The 21584-nt window shown below is 41.1% G+C and carries 23 protein-coding genes and 1 other annotated feature; of the genes, 5 read left to right on the forward strand and 18 right to left on the reverse strand.

The window, feature by feature from the left end; genetic code table 11:
- Window positions 1–35: 35 nt before the first annotated feature.
- The 10 genes from NSQ64_RS14000 to NSQ64_RS14045 all read right to left on the reverse strand — a co-directional run bounded on the left by NSQ64_RS14000 (window position 36) and on the right by NSQ64_RS14045 (window position 10938).
- Window positions 36–1778 carry a peptidoglycan D,D-transpeptidase FtsI family protein gene (locus NSQ64_RS14000; RefSeq protein ID WP_341017013.1) on the reverse strand — a complete coding sequence of 581 codons (1743 nt, stop codon included), beginning with the start codon at window positions 1776–1778 and terminating at the stop codon, window positions 36–38.
- 50 nt (window positions 1779–1828) lie between these two features.
- Entirely contained in the window at window positions 1829–2302 is a 474-nt protein-coding gene (gene greA / locus NSQ64_RS14005; protein ID WP_007501433.1) for a transcription elongation factor GreA, read from the reverse strand.
- Window positions 2303–2949: 647 nt separating this feature from the next.
- Window positions 2950–3582 carry a uridine kinase gene (gene udk, locus NSQ64_RS14010; RefSeq protein WP_007501435.1) on the reverse strand — a complete coding sequence of 211 codons (633 nt, stop codon included), beginning with the start codon at window positions 3580–3582 and terminating at the stop codon, window positions 2950–2952.
- 7 nt (window positions 3583–3589) lie between these two features.
- Complete coding sequence (locus tag NSQ64_RS14015) at window positions 3590–4858, reverse strand: peptidase U32 family protein (protein ID WP_341017015.1); 1269 nt, start codon at window positions 4856–4858, stop codon at window positions 3590–3592.
- A gap of 20 nt (window positions 4859–4878) precedes the next feature.
- Window positions 4879–5808, reverse strand: coding sequence for a peptidase U32 family protein (locus tag NSQ64_RS14020; RefSeq protein WP_008342670.1), 930 nt, complete (start codon window positions 5806–5808; stop codon window positions 4879–4881).
- Window positions 5805–6470, reverse strand: coding sequence for an O-methyltransferase (locus NSQ64_RS14025; protein WP_008342672.1), 666 nt, complete (start codon window positions 6468–6470; stop codon window positions 5805–5807). Before NSQ64_RS14025 ends, NSQ64_RS14020 begins: the two co-directional genes overlap by 4 nt.
- A gap of 212 nt (window positions 6471–6682) precedes the next feature.
- Complete coding sequence (mltG, locus tag NSQ64_RS14030) at window positions 6683–7765, reverse strand: endolytic transglycosylase MltG (protein WP_058336595.1); 1083 nt, start codon at window positions 7763–7765, stop codon at window positions 6683–6685.
- Window positions 7766–7838: 73 nt separating this feature from the next.
- A complete protein-coding gene (locus NSQ64_RS14035; RefSeq protein ID WP_341017018.1) occupies window positions 7839–8927 on the reverse strand; it encodes an acetyl-CoA C-acyltransferase in 1089 nt (362 codons plus the stop codon).
- A complete protein-coding gene (locus tag NSQ64_RS14040; RefSeq protein WP_341017020.1) occupies window positions 8915–10372 on the reverse strand; it encodes an acyl-CoA synthetase in 1458 nt (485 codons plus the stop codon). Before NSQ64_RS14040 ends, NSQ64_RS14035 begins: the two co-directional genes overlap by 13 nt.
- Window positions 10372–10938, reverse strand: a complete 567-nt coding sequence (locus tag NSQ64_RS14045) for a biotin transporter BioY (RefSeq protein WP_007501449.1) — start codon at window positions 10936–10938, stop codon at window positions 10372–10374. Before NSQ64_RS14045 ends, NSQ64_RS14040 begins: the two co-directional genes overlap by 1 nt.
- Window positions 10939–11214: 276 nt before the next feature.
- On the opposite strand from NSQ64_RS14045, the gene NSQ64_RS14050 reads away from it, so the two are divergent.
- The gene (locus NSQ64_RS14050; protein ID WP_341017022.1) at window positions 11215–12303 is read left to right on the forward strand and encodes a hypothetical protein; all 1089 of its coding nucleotides are present in this window, start codon (window positions 11215–11217) and stop codon (window positions 12301–12303) included.
- A 62-nt stretch (window positions 12304–12365) separates the two neighbouring features.
- On the opposite strand, the gene NSQ64_RS14055 is transcribed toward NSQ64_RS14050, so the two are convergent.
- From NSQ64_RS14055 to NSQ64_RS14075, 5 genes are all read right to left on the reverse strand, one after another.
- On the reverse strand, window positions 12366–12650 hold the full coding sequence (locus tag NSQ64_RS14055; protein ID WP_017358102.1) for a DUF1292 domain-containing protein: 285 nt from the start codon (window positions 12648–12650) through the stop codon (window positions 12366–12368).
- Between the two features lie 15 nt (window positions 12651–12665).
- Window positions 12666–13082 carry a Holliday junction resolvase RuvX gene (gene ruvX, locus NSQ64_RS14060; protein ID WP_178897006.1) on the reverse strand — a complete coding sequence of 139 codons (417 nt, stop codon included), beginning with the start codon at window positions 13080–13082 and terminating at the stop codon, window positions 12666–12668.
- A gap of 3 nt (window positions 13083–13085) precedes the next feature.
- Entirely contained in the window at window positions 13086–13352 is a 267-nt protein-coding gene (locus NSQ64_RS14065) for an IreB family regulatory phosphoprotein (protein ID WP_024718370.1), read from the reverse strand.
- An 89-nt stretch (window positions 13353–13441) separates the two neighbouring features.
- The gene (gene alaS / locus NSQ64_RS14070; RefSeq protein WP_039167093.1) at window positions 13442–16078 is read right to left on the reverse strand and encodes an alanine--tRNA ligase; all 2637 of its coding nucleotides are present in this window, start codon (window positions 16076–16078) and stop codon (window positions 13442–13444) included.
- Between the two features lie 79 nt (window positions 16079–16157).
- Window positions 16158–16365, reverse strand: a binding site (T-box leader).
- Between the two features lie 43 nt (window positions 16366–16408).
- Window positions 16409–17446, reverse strand: coding sequence for an AI-2E family transporter (locus NSQ64_RS14075; protein ID WP_375805735.1), 1038 nt, complete (start codon window positions 17444–17446; stop codon window positions 16409–16411).
- A 251-nt stretch (window positions 17447–17697) separates the two neighbouring features.
- On the opposite strand from NSQ64_RS14075, the gene NSQ64_RS14080 reads away from it, so the two are divergent.
- The 4 genes from NSQ64_RS14080 (at window position 17698) to NSQ64_RS14095 (ending at window position 20651) form a co-directional block, all read left to right on the forward strand.
- Window positions 17698–18426 (forward strand): amino acid ABC transporter ATP-binding protein, encoded by a 729-nt coding sequence (locus NSQ64_RS14080; protein WP_301231238.1) that lies wholly within the window; start codon window positions 17698–17700, stop codon window positions 18424–18426.
- 14 nt (window positions 18427–18440) lie between these two features.
- Entirely contained in the window at window positions 18441–19250 is an 810-nt protein-coding gene (locus tag NSQ64_RS14085; RefSeq protein WP_008342689.1) for a transporter substrate-binding domain-containing protein, read from the forward strand.
- Between the two features lie 80 nt (window positions 19251–19330).
- Window positions 19331–19984: an amino acid ABC transporter permease gene (locus tag NSQ64_RS14090; RefSeq protein WP_007501460.1), complete on the forward strand. Its 654-nt coding sequence runs from the start codon at window positions 19331–19333 to the stop codon at window positions 19982–19984.
- Window positions 19985–20000: 16 nt separating this feature from the next.
- Complete coding sequence (locus NSQ64_RS14095; protein ID WP_008342693.1) at window positions 20001–20651, forward strand: amino acid ABC transporter permease; 651 nt, start codon at window positions 20001–20003, stop codon at window positions 20649–20651.
- Between the two features lie 38 nt (window positions 20652–20689).
- Here NSQ64_RS14095 and NSQ64_RS14100 read toward each other — a convergent pair whose 3' ends face one another.
- The 3 genes from NSQ64_RS14100 to NSQ64_RS14110 are packed head-to-tail and all read right to left on the reverse strand — an operon-like array spanning window position 20690 to window position 21505.
- Window positions 20690–20821, reverse strand: coding sequence for a YrzQ family protein (locus NSQ64_RS14100; RefSeq protein ID WP_008342695.1), 132 nt, complete (start codon window positions 20819–20821; stop codon window positions 20690–20692).
- Between the two features lie 20 nt (window positions 20822–20841).
- Window positions 20842–21033 carry a hypothetical protein gene (locus NSQ64_RS14105; RefSeq protein ID WP_003216308.1) on the reverse strand — a complete coding sequence of 64 codons (192 nt, stop codon included), beginning with the start codon at window positions 21031–21033 and terminating at the stop codon, window positions 20842–20844.
- Window positions 21034–21046: 13 nt separating this feature from the next.
- Window positions 21047–21505, reverse strand: coding sequence for a PRC-barrel domain-containing protein (locus tag NSQ64_RS14110; protein ID WP_341017031.1), 459 nt, complete (start codon window positions 21503–21505; stop codon window positions 21047–21049).
- Window positions 21506–21584 lie beyond the last annotated feature (79 nt).

Consider the following 21584-nt stretch of genomic DNA (forward strand, 5'->3'; position numbering starts at 1 on the left):
GTCGTTACTATTCTAACATGACATGAAGGGATGTTCTATGTCTGTTTCTTTTCAATTTCATTGACCTTTTTTACAATATCATAAAACGCTTCATTTGTCTTAGCCCGGCCACTTGCCTCATCAAGGTGAACAACGACGAGAGCGTATTTTGGTTTTTCTGCCGGAAAGTATCCGGCAAACCACTTGTGATAAAGTGGATTCCCCTGTTTATCTTTGCTGCCGGTTTGGGCAGTGCCTGATTTCCCTGCTATATGGAACGGCAGGTCTTGAAATCTTCTTCCTGTTCCTTTGTCAGACGTCACCACCTGCCTTAAGTACTTTTGCAAGGTTTGAGCTGTATAGCGGTCAATACTGTCACCATCAGGTCGTTTGTTTTGGAAGGATAGCATCGTTGTTCCGTTTTGATACATCACTTTATCTGCAATCCTCACTTCTTTTCGTTCTCCGCCCCTTGCAATCGTTGCCATCATATTGGCAATTTGTAAGGGGGTTGTTTTGACATTTTTTTGACCAATCGCCGTTTGCGCAATGGCTTTTTTGACATGCTTGTCTCTTTTATCTCCCCACACACTGCCTGTTTCTTCACGATCAAACTGTTTGAATTGTTGCTTATGGTATACATCCCCTTCCCAGCCGGCTCGATCCACAAGCCCAAGCTTTGAAGCTGTCTTTTCAAGGATTTGATCATCTGTTTGGATGAGCTGCTCAGCGAGTGTCGCAAATGTATAATTACAGCTTTGCGCAAAGCTTTCAGACAGATTCAGTACTTCCTGCTTTCCTTCTGGCTCTCCATATAAATTCTTTCGACAATCATACATCGTTTGTGGCTGGTTCAAGTTTTTTTCAATCGCTGCGGCAAGTACGACCGTTTTAAATACAGAACCAGGAGCCATTGCGGTCAGCATGTAATTTCTTGCCTCATGCCGGTTTTTGCTGGTCACATTTGGAACACTCGCCATCGCTAGCACACTGCTATTTTGAATGTCGAGCAGAACCGCTCCGCCTTTTTCAACACCTTGTGCTTTGAGAACATTCTCCATTTCCCTCTGCATGTCTTCGTCCATGGTTGTCTGCACTTGCAGCGGATAAAACGAATGAGCTTCTGCTGTATATTTGACGTCCATCCCAAACAAAGGGTTTCCCCTTCCGTCCACATGGTATAACAATTTTGTGTCTTGCTCTGGTAATAGAAATTCGTCAAATGTACTTTCCAAACCGAATGTACCGATCTCAGTGCGGATTGAAAGCTCTTTTTTGTCCGGATAACGTTTTCTCAAGAGTTCTGGATTCTCGCTTGTGAAACCTAATGTGTGGAGGGCAAGTCTTTTTTTGTCCTTCTCTTTCATATATACGCCGTAAACACCTGAATATTTCATATCATTGATGTCTTTTAGCTTTTTTTTCGTGATATCATCTTTTAAAATGAGTGGTTTCTTCGTTTCTATCAGCTGGCTCTTCAATTCATCTTCTTCCATCTCAAGTATAGAAGCGGTTTGCTTTAAGTGAGGGAGGTCATATTGCAGGAAAGGAAATATGATGACCGCAGGCTCTTCTTTTGTGAGAAGTGCCTCGCCGTTTCGATCTAAAAATTCGCCGCGTCCGTCTGAAATGACTACTTCTTCTGTCCGCTGCCTGACACTTTCTTGGATCAAATTAATATCCAGCTTTGAAAAAGATTCTGTGAAAAACAACTGAATTTCCGCTAGTCTAAATAGGAGACCGAGCAATAAGATAAAAATAATGACACCTGTCCATTGGATTCTTCTTGTTTTCAGCATAAAAACACCTCGTCCCTATTGTGGACGAGGTGTTTATCGTATAAACGTAATTATGAAATTTTTACAATTTGGACGAACATTTCTCCGCCAGGTGTTTGAACCGTGACTTTGTCGTCTACTTGTTTGCCTAAAAGGCTTTTTGCAATTGGAGAATCGTTTGAAATTTTGCCTTCAAACGGATCAGCTTCTGCACTTCCTACAATCGTATAAGACTCTTCTTCACCGTCCGGTAATTCAACGAATGTCACCGTTTTACCGAGTGAAACAATATTTGAGTTACCTTCATCTTCAATAATTTTGGCATTACGAATCATATTATCAAGCGTTGTAATACGACCTTCTACAAACGCTTGCTCTTCTTTAGCAGAATCATATTCCGAGTTTTCAGAGAGGTCTCCAAAACTTCTAGCGATTTTAATACGCTCTACAACCTCTTTACGTTTAACCGTTTTCAAATATTCAAGCTCTTCTTCTAATTTGCGCTTTCCTTCTTCTGTCATTGGAAATACTTTCTCTTGTGCCATGAATCATTCACTCCTTCTATTAATCCTCATCATACAAGCTTTCTGCATGTGAGTGACGACTGAAATATACAAGAATGAGGACATATTCCGGCCCTCATTCCTTCTGTCCCATATTCGTAAAAGTCCATCTTACATGGCGTCCCTTTTAGATGCAACTATTATGCCTTTTTATTAGGCAGGAACAGCAGCGTTCTCATGATGATGTATTATCTTCATCGCACAAACTGTGGAAAGGCACAGGAAGCTCCTGTACCTCGTTCGGCCATTTCGATCATATGTAGAAGAATAGCTTATCCATTCTCCATCTTCCAATACATAATATGGTCAGTGTACGATATGTCTATGCTATATTATTACAAAATTGCATTTTGATCAAGAATTGTTTGAAAATTTGTGATGATTTGTTTGTCGTTTTTTTAATATACTTTTACAAAGCAGGAATAACTGAAACTTTCAGCATCCCATCGTGATTTTCCTGTCTTCATTTCGCAGCATTGTTTTCCTATCATATCAAATCTTTTACTCAGGGACTACTTCTTACAATGCTCACCGATGATTTCGGACTAGCCATTACTAAAGTATTGACTACAAGAGCAGGATGTTGAAAAGACCTTTACGTCGTAAAGGTCTTTGTTCTTCTCCACCATTTACTCTCCGCGGTTTTGAAGAATCGTTTGAATTTTTGTCACCATGAGGTCAATAGCCACATGATTTTGACCGCCTTCTGGGATGATGATATCGGCGTATCGTTTTGACGGTTCAATGAATTGATTGTGCATCGGTCTGACGACAGATACATATTGTTCAATCACGGAATCAATCGATCTGCCTCTTTCTTTCGTATCACGTAAAATACGGCGAATGATCCGAAGATCTGCATCTGTATCCACATACAGTTTAATATCCATTAAGTTTCTTAGACGTTCGTTTTCAAGAGCAAAGATTCCTTCAACGATGATGACATCTTTGGGTTCAACATGTACCGTCTCTTCTGAACGTGTGTTTAGTTTAAAATCATAAATCGGTTTTTCAATGGACTCGTACTTTAGCAGCGCTTCTACATGCTCAATCATCAGGTCATTGTCAAATGCAAGCGGATGATCATAATTGGTCAGCAGGCGCTCTTCAAAAGGCATATGACTTTGATTTTTATAATATAAATCTTGCTGAAGCATGAGGATTGAATGTCCTTTAAATTTTTCGTAAATGGAATTGGTGACGCTCGTTTTACCTGAACCCGAGCCGCCAGCGATTCCAATCACCACTGGTTTTTTCCCCATGTGCCGGTTATTTCCCCTTTCTCATCATGTTGCTAGGGTATACTTTTTGATCAAGCTTAAATTTCACAATTTGCAGTGGATGACGAGCGGCATCGAGTTCGTTCCCTTTTTCGTCCCAAATCGTCTCAATCTTGCATGTGAAATTTTCGATTTCTGGACCGAAAAATTCAACTTCGTCGCCAGCTTTAAAGAAATTACGCTGCTGTAATGTGACAATTTGTTCTTGTTCATCATAATGAAGTACAAGTCCGACGAAATCAAAGGTCGTTTTCTTTCCGTGAATGCCAAACATTTGTTCATCCGTTCCTGGTACACCTTCAAAAAAGGCAGGAGCCGTGTCACGGTTGGCACATTTGTCTAATTCATCGAGCCATTCTTGTTGAATGACGAAATTGTCTGGATCCGCACAGTAAGCATCAATGACTTTACGATAGACACTGACAACTGTTGCTACATAATGAATGGACTTCATTCGTCCTTCGATCTTTAAGCTATCAATTCCCATTTCGATCATTTGCGGTATGGATTCGATGAGTTTTAAATCTTTTGGACTCATCGCAAATGGTGCGTCTTCTTCACTGAATAAAGGCACTTCCTCAGAGCCTTCTAGTTTATAAAGATCATAATCCCAGCGACAAGATTGGCAGCAGCCCCCGCGGTTTGAATCTCTCGCTGTCATATGGTTACTGAGCACGCAGCGGCCAGAATAAGCAATACACATGGCCCCGTGAATGAACGTTTCGATTTCAATATCCACTTTTTCTTTCATTTCTTTAATCTCTAGGGCGCTTGTTTCACGAGCAAGGACCACACGCTCAAGCCCCTCTTCCTTCCAAAACTGCACCGCTTTCCAATTTGAAAGTGACTGCTGTGTGCTTAAGTGAACTTCAAGCTTTGGAGCTACTCGTTTGCATGTTTCAATAATGAGTGGATCAGCGACAATAATTCCCGCTACACCGGCTCCTTCAATCCCTTGAAGATATTCTTCCAGCCCGTCCATGTTTTCGTTGTGGGCGAAAATATTCGTTGTCACATAAATACGAGCATCGTATTTGTTCGCAAATGCGACACCTTCTGCCATTTCTTCGATTGAAAAGTTATCTGCATTTGAACGAAGTCCAAATTCTTTCCCGCCAATAAAAACAGCATCTGCTCCATAATGCACAGCAATTTTTAGTTTTTCTAAGTTACCTGCTGGCGCTAGCAGTTCTGGTTTTTTTGTAATGACACGTTTTCCATCGATCACTTCAGAAATTCCATCTTTTAAAAGTGCCATTTCCTCAGCCTCCTTTTATCTTAATAAACCGTTTCTTTAAAGAAGAACCCTGTATCGATTGAACGGTTGACAGGCTGGATCTCTTCAATACGCTCCACCCATTCATCTTTCTGATCTTCATAGGCTTCCTTATCAGTCACTAGTAAATCAATGGCTTTTCGATAGAGGGATGTCACCTCTGTCATATAAGAAAGTGACTTTAAAATTCCGTCAATTTTAAATGAGTCAATGCCTGCGTCGACAAATTCTTCTAATTCATCAATCATACATACATCATTTGGACTCATAATGTGTGTGCCATTTTCATCCTCAAAAATAGGATATTTGTTTTGACGCTCCTGGTCGTGAAGGAATAGACCTTCTTCCATATTTCTGCCTTCCACGTCCATTTGTTTGCCTTGATATTCAAAATAGTTGCCAACAAGTGTCCGTTTGGATTGGAACATACAGGTCATGCCGTGGACTTGAATTTCAATCTCCACTTCGGCGTTTTCTTTGATATCAATCACGCTATCCATATTGAGTTCTTTGGCAAGAACCGCACGTGTTGCGCCTTTTCTGCCCCAGTAGTTACAAGTGTAATAGTTTGTCCCAGTTGTTTCTGTACTCCAGTGCAGATTCAAGTTGACACCTGTTTCTTTTGCGGCCATGATCACTGCCGGATCTCCAAAAACGACACCATCCACGTTTAACCCATCGAGAAAGGTTAAATAATCTCCAAGCAGTGCCACACGGTCATTATGAAAAATCGCATTCATGGCGACATATACTTTTTTGTGATGTGCATGTGCGAGTTGAACCGTTTGTTTCACATCTTCTCTTGAAAACTCACCTGCAAGACGGATTCCATATGTTTGTTCACCTATTAAAAATGCGTCAGCACCCGCTTCAATGAGCGGCAGTACATCCGACACCTTGCTTGGCGTCACAAGCAATTCTGGTTTTTTCATGATTGGTCACCTCTTTTTGTACTAATAGCGATCCCATCTCCAACCGGAATGATACACGTTTGGTAGTCAGGATTTGACATCAGCCATTGATTGTATCGATCAATTTTGCCTATTAATTGTTTTTTTCGTTTATCTTCAATTTCTTCTTCATAATTTGTCGCAACTAAGCCTTTAAATAATACGTTGTCTGTAATAATCATTCCGTCATCGGACAGCATCGGTTCAAACAGCTCAAAAAAGCGTTGATACTGACCTTTTGCCGCATCAATGAAGATCACATCATAGGGCGCCATCGTCTGAACCGTTTTAGCTGATTCGATCGCATCGCCAAAAAACACGTGAATTCTATCTTTGAAATGCAATTCTTCAATATTTCGTGTCGCTTCCTCATAACGTTTCGCATTTCGCTCAATCGTATAGATTTCAGCATCTGGCAGAGCTTCTGCCATTCGAATCGCTGAATAGCCAATCGCTGTCCCAACCTCAAGAATCTTCTTCGGTTTTTTCAAAGAAAGCAGCTGCAATAACAGTTCAATGCTCACCTTTTCCATGATTGGCACATGATGCTCTTTGGCATACTCCTCTAATTGAGCGATGGCATCAGGACTCGGCTCAATTAAATCTTCAATATAATCATTTATTTGATCATCTTCGATTGTCATTATATGTCTAGCTCCTTCATGACCTGAAAAAGAAGAGTCCTGCCTGCTGCAGCTCTCTTTCTCGTCAATCTTTCGTTCATCTAAGTAAAAACAACCCGATATATTTTACCACAAAGATGTGGTAATTGCGAACCTATAAAATGGATATAACAACGAAAAAAACTGCAGGCAATTTCACCATTGTCTACAGTCTTTTTCCTCTCACATGAGCGCTAGTTGCTGCCTGTGATGTATTTCGCTTTCGCTTTGTTGTGCTCATTTAACGTTTTCGTAAAGACGACTTCCCCATTTTTCTTTGCTAGGAAGTAAACAAAATCTGTTTTCTCTGGATGGAGTGCTGCTTTCCAAGAAGATTCTCCAGCATTGGCAATAGGTCCAGGCGGCAGTCCTTTGTTGGTATACGTATTATAAGGTGATTTCACTTTTAAATCTTTGTAATAAACACGGGACTTATGCTCGCCAAGCGCATAAAGAACGGTTGGATCTGTTTGAAGCGGCATGTCCTTTTTCAACCGGTTATAAAACACACTTGAGATTTTTGCCCGGTCTGTTTTTTCGGTTGCTTCCATTTCTATCAGGGATGCCATCGTTAGGACATCATGGATGGACATCTTTCTCTTTTTCATGTCCTTTTCATACGTTTTCACATATTGATCTGTTTGTTTAATCATCGTGTCAATGATGGTTTCAAGTGATTCATCCTCACGATAAAACGGATACGTCGCCGGGAATAAATATCCCTCTAACGGATGCTTGACCTGTTTCCCGTTCACTTGTGATGTCACCGTTTTCGGGTATTTTTTCATCAATTTTTTAATAAAGGCTGGATCATCCAGCTTCGCTTCAACTTCCTTCGCTGAAAAATTCGTCTGGTTTGCGATAATAGTTGCAATATCAGACAACTGTTTCCCTTCAGGTATCACAAGCTGAAATGCGTAATCTGTCCCGCCAGATGTCAGCTTTTGAATTAGCTGATCCGCATCCATTGTTTGTTTGAGATGAAAATAGCCCGCTTTAAAGCCTGACGCTTTTTTGTACTTTGCATAGTAAGTGAAAATCGTGTCATTTGAAATCAGCTCATTTTCTTTTAAAATGCTCGCAATTCCACTGACAGATGTCCCATTTGGAATATGAATATTAATGGTTTGTTTGCTTTTTTGATCGACCGGCCCGAGTGCTGATTTTACATATAAAAAACCTGATAATGCTGCAATGATGATCACAGCAAGTACAGATAACAGGACGATCCCCATTTTTCGTTTAAAAAATGGTCGTTTCTTTTGTTCTGAAAACATGCATGGCCCTCCTCACATCTAGCTTTTATAGTACATGATTCGACGGAGTTCGGCAATTACTTGCTCATGCATGTCATGACAGAACTTGCCATAGTGTGGCTAAACCGACACCGCCTCCACTGCCAATTGCAGCCATGACATAACTTCCATTCGGTAAGGCGCGGGCTTCGTAAAACAGTCTCACCATCATAGCAGCTCCCGAGGCGCTATATGGATGACCAAGACAAAGCGCACCGCCTCTTTTATTGATACGGTCATAAGGAATACCTAGTGTCCGGGCAATGAGTACTACTTTGAGCGCAAACGCTTCATTGATTTCAAAAAGTGCAACATCTTCTATCTTCACCTGTTCTTTATGTAAAAGTTTCTTGATTGCATCAATTGGTGAAGCAGCAGGATAATGCGGGTCCATAGCGGTCACGGCACTCCCGATATACCGCAGCATAGGGCTGAAGCCTTTTGCCTCCGCTTCCGCTCTTTCCATCACAACGACGGCAGCTGCACCATCTGCTTCTTTACAACTATTGGTCACAGTCACAGTACCTTTGCCTGGTAAAAAGACAGGTTTTGCTCGCTTTATCAAGCTTGCAATCGGTCTTATTTTAGCTGCCGCTTCATCTGTGCTCATCCCGCTAATCGGAACAATTTCTTCTGAATACGTTCCTTGCTTGAATGCGGTTATACTTCGTTCCCAGCTTAAAAGTGCATAGTCATCTTGCTCTTGTCTCGCAACTGAAAATCTCGACGCCGTCAGCTCTGCCGCTTCCCCCATATGAGGGTCCCCTATCCACTCTGAAGAAAAGCGGGCCCTTTCTTTCATTGGTGACCGAGAAATGCTTTCCGTTCCACCAGCGATATACATTGATCCCTCCCCCGACTGAATCATGATGCACGCCGTTCTAATGGCTTCAAGACCGGAAGCACATTGCCTATCAATGGTCATACCCGGAATATGTAATGAAAGCCCTGCTTCTAACGAGGACAGACGGGCAATGTTGCCACCACCCCCGACGACATTGCCTAAAATGATGTCATCTGGCTTGGTCACGTTTGAAAAATGCTGGATCAAGGGCGCAGCTAGATGCTCTGGGCGGTAATCCTTCAACATTCCATTTTTCTCACCGAAGGGCGTCCGCTTCGCTTGTACGATCACGGCTTGCATGATAATTGTTCCTCCGCCCACTTTTTCATACTGGCACGAGCGATTTTCCCTCCTGATGTTTCGATCATTTTGTCCGTGACGAGCCATTTTTTTGGTACTTTGTATGCCGCTAATGTTTCTTTTACAGCTTGCCGAATGGTTTTTGTTTGCTGTACATTCTCAATAATGGCAACAGGGATTTCGCCCCAATATGGATCAGGAAGTCCAATCACGATTGACCGATTCACCTCTGGCTGTTCATTCAGCACACGCTCAATTTCCTCTGGAAAAATATTCAGTCCCCCATAGACAATCATGCCATTCTCGCGGCCGCTCATATACAAGTAACCATCTTCGTCGAGCCACCCCATGTCATATACGGTCAGCCACTCTTCGGGCGGCTTTTCATCTTGTAAATAGCCTGAAAAAGACATTGGGCTTTTCACATAAATTCTCCCTATTTCATTTGGCTTGCAAACGGTTTGATCTGCCCTCCTGACTTCAACCTGAATAGAAGGAAAAGGCTTTCCGACAGAAGTAGGTTTTTGCAAAAAGTCATCTGAAGATAAATAGGAGACAAAACTCAATTCTGATGTTCCATAAAAATCAAAAAATGTGATGTGGGGATTGCGGTTGACGAGCTGTTTTTTTGAAGAGTTTCCCCAATCTGCACCAGACGACAGGACAAGGAACGGATTTTTTTCGAAAGCATCCATTTGCAGTAACGCTTCTGTCATGGTCGGAACCGTATAAATAGCCGTGATGTCTCCTTTCTCTAAGGTTTTCTTTGCTTTCTCTGGCACAAATTTTTCTAACAATGTCACGGTGCCCCCGAAATAAAGTGTGCTGATGGCACCGTATAAAAAATGAGAGGATAAAAGTGTGCCCAGAATCAGTACATGATCTTTATGTGTGATCCCAAAGACGGATGTTGTCATTTGAAAGCTCTCGATCCATGACTGCTGGCGTCTTATAAAGGCTTTGGGCGATCCCGTTGATCCTGAAGTAAATCCCATATAAAAAGCAGGATCTTCCTCCGTATCACTTTTGTTCGATTGAACGTTTATGCTGAGGCTGATTCTTTCTTTCCATTCAGATAAAGAGAGCACTGGCATATCCAGCTTGTACTTTTCAATTCTTTTGATATATCGATCTTCCACAATGACAAGGTCTGCCTCGCTTAATAAGAGCTTTTCCGCGCATTCCTTATCACTCCACCGCGGATCAAGAGGCACCGCTGTCCATCCTGCAGAAGCTGCACCAGCAAATAGTTGGAGAAACGGAACACCATTTGATACTAAAAAAGCGACTCTTTTTTGCTGATGAGGCGTTTCTTTTAACCATTGTGCAGATGACTGCACACGCTCATGCCATTCTTCATAAGTGATCTTCTCTTTTTCATCTCTGATCGCCATCTGATCTGGCTTCACTTTTGCATGAGCTGCATAGTTTTCCGTTATTCTCATCAAACTGCTCGCCTCCCTCTATGTAAGTCCCTTTTTCGATATGACATCGCTTGAATGATTTTCACCGTGAAGACGGCACATATCCCTGCTTTGATCAGATCACCCGGTAAATAAATGACGCTGAACAGAGCTGCTTGGGTGATCTTTATATGCATCATCATGGCTTGAAAGGGAATTCCGCCTATATATAATATCCCGATACTGCATACCGCATAGATTAAAAATAGGCGTAAGGCCGTCACTTTCTTCAGCCGGTTCAGCCACAGGCTGATCATAAAGGCAGCCACTGGATAAGCAAGTAAAAAACCACCGCTTGGCCCAAAAAAGACCCCTATTCCGCCTCTCCCTCCAGATAAAAGAGGTGCGCCTGCTGCCACTATTAGAAGAAACAGAAGTAAACTAATCAGCGCTTGCTTTGGTTTTAACAGCCCTCCAGCAAGCAAAAGACCTGCGGTTTGTAAGGTGATTGGTACAGGTGTAAACGCAAGAAAAATAGGCGGAATCAATCCTAACATCCCAATAACTGCTGTCATTAACGCCATTTGCATCATATCGTGAATTTTCAATTTTCATACCCCTCACTCGATTCATTGTTAAAAATAGAGTAAAAGGTACAGTTCATTATGTCAACTTAAAATAATTTAAAGTTGACATAATGGATGTAAAAAAGAATTAACTTAATATAAAATTTTAATTCCTCTAGATCATGTCTTTAAATTAAACTTAAATTAACTGTAGATCTATTTATTTCCTGATTAACTAAATGCTATTATTTTCTTGATAAGGATATATTTCATTAATACCTATATCTTAGTGAAAGTACATACTGGAGGAAACACATTTTGCGTAAAATCTTTTATATTTTAATGATACTAATTGGTTCAGTAACTCTTTTATATCTAGGCGGATGTAGTCAAAAAAAGACCGTTTCAGAAGATCATAAAATAGAGTTTAAAATTGAGGACAAAGAATTTGGTCATACAACTATGCTCAACTATCTTGTGACAAACTCTGTTTCAGCCGTTGGAGATCATTTATTTTTAAGTGTAGATGACCATAGTCCTTCAAAGATGGCAAATAAAGTAGTTGAATTTAATAGAAAGACACTGAAAAGCAACATACTATTTACAACAACTTTCGAGCGTTCTTCCATTCAAGGTTTAAAAGCTAATAAAGACTGGGTCGTTTGGATTGACAGTGATGAATTAGGCGGACAGATGAATTATTACGTCATGAATTTGAGCACACAAGAGATAGAGTCGATTAAAAAGAATAACACTTCGGAGACATTAAGTGACACTCTTGAATTAACAGGTCATCGTGCAGTGTGGATATCTCACGATGAAGAAAAGGATGCTACTCATATTTATATGAAAGATCTCAAAAAAAAGCAGACAAAAAAGCTCTTTAAACTAGACTCAATGAATAACGCCCATCTCTCTGTTCACAATGATAAGCTTCTCTTTTTTAATAAAGACAATGGAAAGCAGCAAGCATACATTTACAATCTTACTACTGAGTCACTTAAAAAAATTCCATTGAATCAAAGTTTAATCAATAACGGTCAACTTATTAACGACCATCAATTTGTTTACGAGAAGGCTTTTACTGACTCGGAAGGAACAATCAATAAAAGCCAATTAATCTTTTATGACATAAACACAAAACAATCTAAACTAATTAAGAACACTGACTCGGGTATCGGATCAATCGTGATTGATGATCATAATCGATTTTTCGTCGAAACAGATGAACCTAAAAAGAGTGGTTACACGATACTTAAAGAGAAGAACGATTCCATCAAAAAAATTGGTTCCCTAAAGAAAGAAAATTATTTTCATTTAACATTTGATCATGGTCTTTATTTACTTAACTTTCAAAATGCACAACGAAATAATCAAAAGTTAACCATCACTTCAAAGCTTCCATAAATAATAAAAGGCCTGTGATCATGCAGATAACTCTCATCTGCTTCACAGGCCTTTTATTCATTCTATTCTTCTTCGTCTTCTTGATCTAAGAACGTATTTAACGTTTCTTCAATCATGTCCCACTCTTCATCCGTTTCAATTGGCTCTAATTCGCCATCTTCACCGTCTTCGTTTGGTGTGAAGCTTGATGCATGAATTTCAATTTCCTCGTTATCTTGTTCAGAAATTGGGTAGTAAAGAACATATGATTTGTTAAAATGGTCGCTTTCAAAAGTAAATAGTACTTCGCAAAGCTGCTCATTTCCATTATCATCAACGATTGTAATTTGCTTTTCTCCGTGTTCCATTTGATTCACCTCATTTTAATTTAAGCTGTCTAAGTACCCTTGAAGGATCATAACAGCCGCCATTTTATCAATGACTTTTTTACGCTTTTGTCTGCTCACATCTGCAGAGATGAGCATTTTTTCTGCTGCCATCGTTGACAGACGCTCGTCCCAAAGCACAACAGGAACATTGTACGTGTTTTCTAACACTTTCGCAAATGATTGGCTGGCCTCGCCTCTTGGACCGACCGTACCGTTCATATTTTTTGGAAAACCAAGTACAATTTTATCCGTTCCATATTGCGAGACGATCTCAGACAGGCGGCTGAGACCAAAGTCTCCGCCTGATTCATCAATTTTAATGGTTTCAATCCCTTGAGCTGTCCATCCCATTTCATCACTGATTGCCACACCAAGGGTTTTCGTGCCTAAATCTAAGCCTAAAATTCTCATGTTTTACGCCTCTTTATGTGTCTCTAAGTACGATTTAACCAATTCCTCAATTAATTCGTCTCGTTCTAGTTTACGAATTAGGTTGCGTGCATCCTGATGTCTTGGAATATAAGCAGGGTCGCCTGACAGCAAGTATCCGACAATTTGATTGATCGGGTTGTATCCTTTTTCTTGGAGTGCGTCATAAACTGTTATGAGCACTTCATTCACATTGGTTTCAGCTGAATCATCAGAGAAGTTAAACTTCATTGTCTTATCAAATGAACTCACTGCTTCTTGCACCTCTCTTCCAACATTCTACTAGCAAGCTTTTTTCTAACCGCTCATCTAATACCATTATTCTACACTACATTGACTGATTATAAAACGGATTTGACAGATTCTTCGACAGTTGCCAGTGCTTCTTCAAGCTTTTCTGGCTGTTTCCCGCCTGCTTGTGCCATATCTGGGCGTCCGCCTCCGCCTCCGCCGCAGATTTCAGCTGCCTGCTTCACAAGTTTTCCTGCATGAAGACCTTTTTCAATGACGTCTTTCGTCACACCGGCTGAAATGTTGACTTTTCCATTTTGAACGGCACCAAGTACGATGACAGCTGAACCTAATTTCGCTTTTAAGTCATCAACCATCGTTCTTAAATGGTTCATGTCTTTGGCGTTTACTTTTTCAGTTAACACGTTCACTCCGCCAACTTCGATGACTTTTTCTAAAATAGAGCCAGCTTCTGCTTGACTTAATTTCGCAAGAAGTGATTCGTTTTCTCTTTGAACTTCTTTTAAATCAGCCTGCAAGGAAGCGATGCGTTTTGGTACATCTTTTGTATTTGATTTCAGTTCATTAGCTGCCTTTTCTAAAATCGCAAGCTGATCATTTAATTCTTCATAAGCACCTTTACCTGTTACAGCCTCAATACGGCGTGTTCCAGCACCAATACCCGATTCAGATGCAATTTTAAACAATCCGATCTCCGCAGTGTTTTGAACGTGACAGCCTCCGCATAACTCGATGCTGTAATCACCCACTTGCACCACACGGACAATATCGCCATACTTCTCGCCAAACAGCGCCATTGCTCCCATTTCTTTTGCTTCTGCAATTGGTTTCAGGTCAATGGCAACCGAAATGCCTTCCCAAATCTTTTCGTTGACGATTTTTTCAATTTGTGACAATTCTTCTTTTGTTACTTGTCCAAAGTGAGAAAAGTCAAAGCGAAGTCTGTTTTCATTCACAAGTGAACCCGCTTGGTTAACGTGGCTACCCAATACATCTTTTAGCGCTTGGTGCAAAAGATGTGTCGCTGTGTGATTTTTCACAATGCCTTTTCGAAGCGCTGATTCGACTTCTGCAGTGACTTCAATGCCTTTTTGAACCGTACCACTTACGACGACTCCTTCGTGGACATGCTGGCCGTTTGGTGCCTTTTTCACATCTTTGATATCAATGATCGCTTCGGCACTTTTTAACGTTCCTTTATCCGCCACTTGTCCGCCGCTTTCTGCATAGAAAGGTGTTTCATCTAATAAAATTTGCACCGTTTCCCCTTCGTGAGCTTCTGTGACAATTTCACCGTTTTGAAGCAATTCGATAATACGAGCATCTGCAGTTAAATTTTCGTAGCCAACAAACGTACTTTCTGCTTTAATATCGCCTAAAGCCCCGCCTTGAACCTGCATACTACCTACATCTTGTCTGGCATTTCTTGCACGTTCACGCTGCTTCTCCATTTCTAGCTGGAAGCCTTCACGATCGACTGTCATGTTCTCATCTTCTGCATATTCTTCTGTAAGTTCGACCGGGAATCCATATGTGTCATAAAGCTTAAACACATCTTTACCGGAAATTTGTGAGCTGCCATTGTCTCGTTCTTTTTTGATCACTTCTGATAAAATGGCTAACCCTTCATTCAGTGTCTCATGGAAACGCTCTTCTTCATTTTTGATCACTTTTGCAATAAATTCTTCTTTTGCTTGAACATCTGGATAGAAATCCTTCATGATCTCCGCAACAACTGGAACTAGGTCATACATAAATGGACGGTGGATATGGATCGTTTTTGCATAACGCACAGCACGGCGCAGCAAACGTCTTAACACATAACCTCGGCCTTCATTAGAAGGAAGTGCTCCGTCACTGACGGCAAAGGCAACAGTACGAATATGGTCAGCAATGACTTTAAATGCTGTGTCTTTTTCTTTTGACTCCCCATAGCTTTCTCCAGAAATCGTTTCTACTGCACGAATAATCGGCATGAACAGGTCTGTATCAAAGTTCGTCGGTACGTTTTGAATCACAGAGACCATACGCTCAAGACCCATTCCTGTATCAATGTTTTTCTTCGGAAGCGGTGTGTATGTACCATCTGGATTATGGTTAAATTCAGAAAAAACAAGATTCCATACTTCTAGATAACGTTCATTTTCTCCGCCTGGATATAATTCAGGGTCGTTCATGTCGTTGCCATATGCTTCTCCGCGATCATAGAAAATTTCTGTATTCGGACCACTTGGCCCCTCGCCAATATCCCAGAAATTGCCCTCTAGACGAATAATTCGTTCTTCAGGGACACCAATTTTATCTCTCCAAAGAACATACGCTTCTTCATCCTCTGGATGTACCGTTACAGATAACAGATTCGGATCAAAACCAATCCACTCGTCACTTGTGAGGAATTCCCAAGCCCATTCGATTGCCTCTTCTTTGAAATAGTCTCCAATAGAGAAGTTGCCCAGCATTTCAAAAAACGTATGATGGCGTGCTGTTTTCCCTACATTTTCAATGTCATTTGTACGAATTGATTTTTGTGCGTTGCAAATACGCGGATTCTCAGGCACGACGCGGCCATCGAAGTATTTTTTTAATGTTGCCACCCCGCTGTTAATCCATAAAAGTGTTGGATCGTCATGCGGTACGAGAGACGCACTCGGTTCGACAGCATGTCCTTTTTCTTTAAAAAAATCTAAAAACATTTGACGTACTTGAGCTGAAGTTAAAGTTTTCATCATAAATCCTCCCTTTTTTATTCTCAATCTTCACACAAACGAAAAAACATCCCGCCCTATGCAAGCAAAAAACTACTTACACAGGGACGAGATGCTCTCGCGGTACCACCCTGATTATAGACATATGCGTCTATCACCTTCACATCCGATAACGCCGGAAGAGAGCGGCAGTGTTTATCTGCACTCGGGACTAGCTTCCGTTAAAGGTCTGATAAGGCTTTTCTCAGCAAACAAAGCCTCTCTCTGCAACAGCTTTTTAACGTACTCGGGTCCGTCATTGAATTCAATATGTATGAATCGAAATTATTATAGACAACTCGGCTCGTCTTGTCAATGAACGCTTCGTCTCATGTGAATATATTGCACAATGATGACCCTCATAATGGCTGCGGACGGCACGGCTAAAATCATTCCAATCAAGCCAAACAGCTCACCTCCAGCGAGTAACACCAGCATGATTACGACAGGATGCATATGCAGGCTTCTCCCGACAATGATCGGACTCAGTACATTGCTTTCTAAAAATTGAAGCACGGCTACTGTAATTAGCACAATGATCACTGACTTCACTGAGATGGTAAAAGCGATAAAAACAGCTGGAATCGCTCCAATAATCGGGCCAAAATACGGAATGACATTCGTTGCGCCGATTAACATACCTAGTACAAGCGGATATGGAATATGAAACAGCCAAAGAACAATGGCAGCAGCTCCCCCAATTAAAGAACAGACAAGCAATTGCCCTCTAATATAATCCCCAAGTGAGTCATCCACTGCTTTCACAAAGGCATGTCCCCTTTTTCGGAAGCTTGGCGGGGTTAAATACCATGCTGCCCGCTTCATCGTGTTCATATCTTTCACCATATAAAAGACAAGAAAAGGAATAAGTGCAGCAACTAAGGCGTAATCAAGCAGTACTTTACAGCTAAGAATCATCCGCTCTGCCCCATTTGCGGCATACGTCTCAGATTGGACAATAAAACGATCCAGTCGTTCATGTAGTCCATCAGGCCAGTGGCTTGTATGACGATGAACATGCGATAAAGCACCATTATACGTTTCGGCAAGCATGGGAATTTGCTCCGACAATTCATTTAACTGAGCGATTAAAACCGGTGCCCCTTTATACACAGCCAAACCAATGCCTCCAAAAAACAGCACATATATCAATAAGAGACTGACCGTCCTTGGCAAACCTCGCTTATGTAGTCTTTCAACAATGGGATAAAGAAGATAAGAAATAAAAATAGCGATAAGAAGCGGGATCAAAACCGCTTTGAGCAATAAAAAAATAGGCATCCATAACTCGTCGAGCTGAACCAAAATGAGTAAAGACGCAAGGACAAGCAGTACACCTGCAGCATACATTAGAAACTCGATCGGACGTTTCTTCACCTTTTTCACCTCTCTTCTTATTGTTTAACCAACTTCTGCAATTATCCATGTAAATAAAATTTGTCCTAACTTTGTTAAAAATGAATACACATGAAACATACGGCTCCATCCAAAGTCACTGTTTGCTGTAAAATCTCGTTAGAAAATATTCCATTATTTTCTTATTTTTACCTCGTTTATGCTAGAATCCGCTTTAACTCAATCATTAGAAGAGGAGGTTCTTCATGATCACATTCGAAGAAGTCAACAAGCATTACGGCCAGTTCCATGTACTTAAGAACATTAACCTACATATTCAAAAAGGTGAGGTTGTTGTGATCATCGGTCCTTCAGGGTCTGGAAAAAGCACGATGCTCAGATGTATCAATCGTCTTGAAAGCATTGATGAAGGAAAAGTCCTTGTCAATCAAGTGTCTGTTCAGCATCCGAAAACCAACATCAATCTCATCAGGCAAAATATCGGGATGGTGTTTCAGCACTTCCATCTTTATCCGCATAAGACGGTGCTTGAAAACATTATGCTTGCGCCGATGAAGGTTAAAAAAGTGAGCAAAGAAGAAGCAAAGGAAACAGCTGAATTTTATTTAAATAAAGTTGGCATTCCTGAAAAAGCAGACACCTACCCTTCTAGACTCTCAGGAGGACAGCAGCAGCGTGTGGCAATCGCAAGGGGACTTGCAATGAAACCTGAGGTCATGCTTTTCGATGAACCAACATCAGCTCTTGATCCAGAGATGATCGGTGAGGTGCTAGATGTGATGAAACAGCTGGCAAGGGAAGGAATGACAATGGTCGTTGTCACGCACGAGATGGGGTTTGCCCGTGAAGTCGCAGACCGTATTGTGTTTATTGATGAAGGAAGAATTCTTGAAGAATCTACACCAGCTGCCTTTTATGAAAAACCGCGCGAGAAACGCGCTCAGCTCTTTTTAAGCCGTATTTTAAATCACTAGGGGGAATGAATTTGATGAAAAAAATGAAACGCTTTGGCCTATTACTGTTGATGACTTGCTGTATGATCGCTCTCGCTGCTTGCGGCTCTGCCGAGAAAGGCTCAACCGATGCAAAACAAGGCAGCTCATTAGAAGCCATTAAGAAAGACAAAAAAATCGTTTTCGGTGTGAAAAACGATACTCGTTTATTCGGTCTAAAAAATCCTAGTAGCGGGGATATTGAAGGGTTTGATATTGATATCGCAAAAGCGATCACTAAAGAAATGCTCGGTGATGAAGGAAAAGCAGAATTCAAAGAAGTGACATCTAAAACAAGAATTCCTTTACTGCAAAAAGGAGATATTCATGCCATTGTTGCCACAATGACGATCACAGAAGAGCGTAAAAAAGAGGTCAATTTCTCAGATGTTTACTTTGAAGCAGGACAATCACTGCTTGTGAAAAAAGGCAGCGACATTCAATCGATTGATGATCTTAAAAAAGGTACGAAGGTGCTTGCAGTGAAAGGGTCGACTTCTTCTCAAAACATTCGCGAAAAAGCACCAGAAGCATCCGTTTTAGAATTTGAAAATTACCAAGAAGCCTTTACAGCCTTAAAATCAAATCAAGGGCAAGTTCTGACAACTGATAATGCAATTTTATTTGGCATGGCAGACGAAGATTCAAATTATGAAGTCGTTGGCGGAACATTTACCGATGAGCCTTATGGCATCGCTGTGAAAAAAGGCGATGAAGAATTGACAGAAGCCATTAATAAAGCGTTAAAGGCATTAAAAGATAATGGAGAGTATGACAAGATTCATAAAAAATGGATCAAAGAATAATTAATTGACTCGATCAACCTCAACACCCTCAGGAGAGCCGCTTGCCGGCTCCTCTGTTGATTAGGAAGGAAGTGAACTGATTGCTGCGGTTTTCCATTTTAACTGAGAACTTCCATCTTTATTTAGAAGGGTTTAAATATACGATTGGTGCAAGTGTCATTGCGTTGATTGGAAGCTTTTTCATCGGTACACTCATTGCCATTATGAGAATTGCGCCACTAAGGCCGCTCAACTGGTTAGGGACGGCTTACGTGGAATTTATTCGGAATATTCCGTTATTATTGATCACCTTTGTGTTCTTTTTTGGTTTACCGGTACTTGGCATTGTGGCAGATGGCTTTACAGCAGGAACCATTGCCCTCTCCATTTATACGTCTGCTTTTATCGCTGAAGCCATTCGTGCAGGTATACAAGCTGTACCGCTTGGACAAATGGAAGCAGCTAGAGCTTCTGGTCTGTCATATGGCGGAACGATGCGATATATTATTCTGCCGCAGGCAATCAAAATTGTCATTCCACCACTTGGGAATCAATTTATCAACCTTGTGAAAAACTCGTCTATTTTAGGTGTCATTGCAGGGTTTGATCTGATGTACCAAGGAGACCTTATCGCTTCGAGAACGTTTGTGACATTTGATGTATACATCTTTGTTGCCATGTTCTATCTTCTATTGACCATTCCGCTTAGTCTAGGCGTTGGTTATTTAGAAAAAAGATTAGCCCGAAGCCACTAGAAAGGAGGAAAACACAATGGATTTTATAGGTGCCTACCAGCCCGATCATCTCGCCTTTTTACTTGAAGGATTTGCTGTCACCTTAAAAGTGGCTTTTATCTCCATCATTTTAAGCTTTATCATCGGATTAGTCGTTGGCACATTGAGGTTCGCACAAATCCCTATTTTATCAAAGGTGCTTGCGGTCATTGTGGAAACCGTTCGGAACCTGCCGCTTTTGCTGATCATCTTTTTTACGTATTTCGCCCTGCCTGAAATCGGCATTAAGCTGAGCATTACAGCCTCTGCCATTGCGGCTTTAACCGTGTTTGAATCTGCCATGCTGTCAGAAATTATTCGCAGCGGATTAAAATCAATTGATAAAGGACAAATCGAAGCGGCCAGATCCTCTGGTTTAACCTATATTCAAACGTTAAAAATGATTATCATGCCACAGGCATTACGCCGAATGGTCCCGCCGATTGTCAGTCAATTTATTTCTCTTTTAAAAGATACATCGCTTGCCGTTGTGATTGCCCTTCCAGAACTATTGCATCACGCGCAGATTTTAAATGGTCAAAGCCAATCTTATTTACTTCCTATTTTCCTCTTGGCCGCCATGATGTATTTTGTTGTGAACTTCAGCTTGTCTATACTTGCACGGAGATTAGAGTACAGGCAGGCATAAAAAAAGGACATCCACTCATGGTGGATGTCCCTTTTTGTTTAAAGCATTCGCATAACTCGTTTTCTCATCTTTTTCATATCCCGCTTAGATGGCATATCATATCGACTTGCAAAGTGATATGCGAGTGCACCTGCACCAAGCGTTAATAGTGAAGAAGTCATTTTGCCCATTCGAAATTCCCCCTTAACACTTATAGTTGAATTGAACGTTCATCATCACTAAACAGGTCGTCTAAACTGCTTAGTGTACCGTCTTCCTCCACTTGGTGAGTAGATATTTTGCCTTTTGACAGTGTCAATTCAATAAAACAGCCCCAGCAATAATATTGATTGACCCCAATTTTTCCGATGTCTTTACATTTGCAATTTGGGCAAATGAGCATACTCAGCACCTCTTTACGTTCGGTTTAGAACAAGTGCTTCCTTTTGAACATCCATCAAGGTTCCGGCAGCATGCAGCTGCTTTCGAATCCCTGATAGCTCTGTAAAGAAGCCGTCCGAGAGTTCATATGCTACGATTGTGCCCGAATTTGTACAAAAGTATACATCTTCCAAAACACCTAATGTTTCACCATCTGGCGTACGGATCATTTTCTTTTTTAATTTCGAAAAGAAGAAGGGTGGGGCGGAGGTATCTATCTCGATGCCCTTCTGGCAGCTCACATATAGACCTTTGTCTGTCAGTTTGTCGCCAGCTGAGAATGGAATGAAAGCACAGTCTTTCTTTTTCCCATCTAAAACATATCCCCCGCAGCTGCCGCCGGCTAAAAAGCAAATATCTTTGATCGCCCCAAGTGAATGAGACAGCTCGTCTGTATAGATCGTCTGTCCTTCAAGCTCTCGACATGTTCTCAAAATGTGATCAACCACCTTTTCGGAACAGTCTTATCGTGTGCGTTTCCTCTATGACTCATACGAAGAAATGGCTTCCATG

Source organism: Bacillus sp. FSL W8-0183, from assembly GCF_038006825.1.
GTDB lineage: Bacteria > Bacillota > Bacilli > Bacillales > Bacillaceae > Bacillus > Bacillus altitudinis.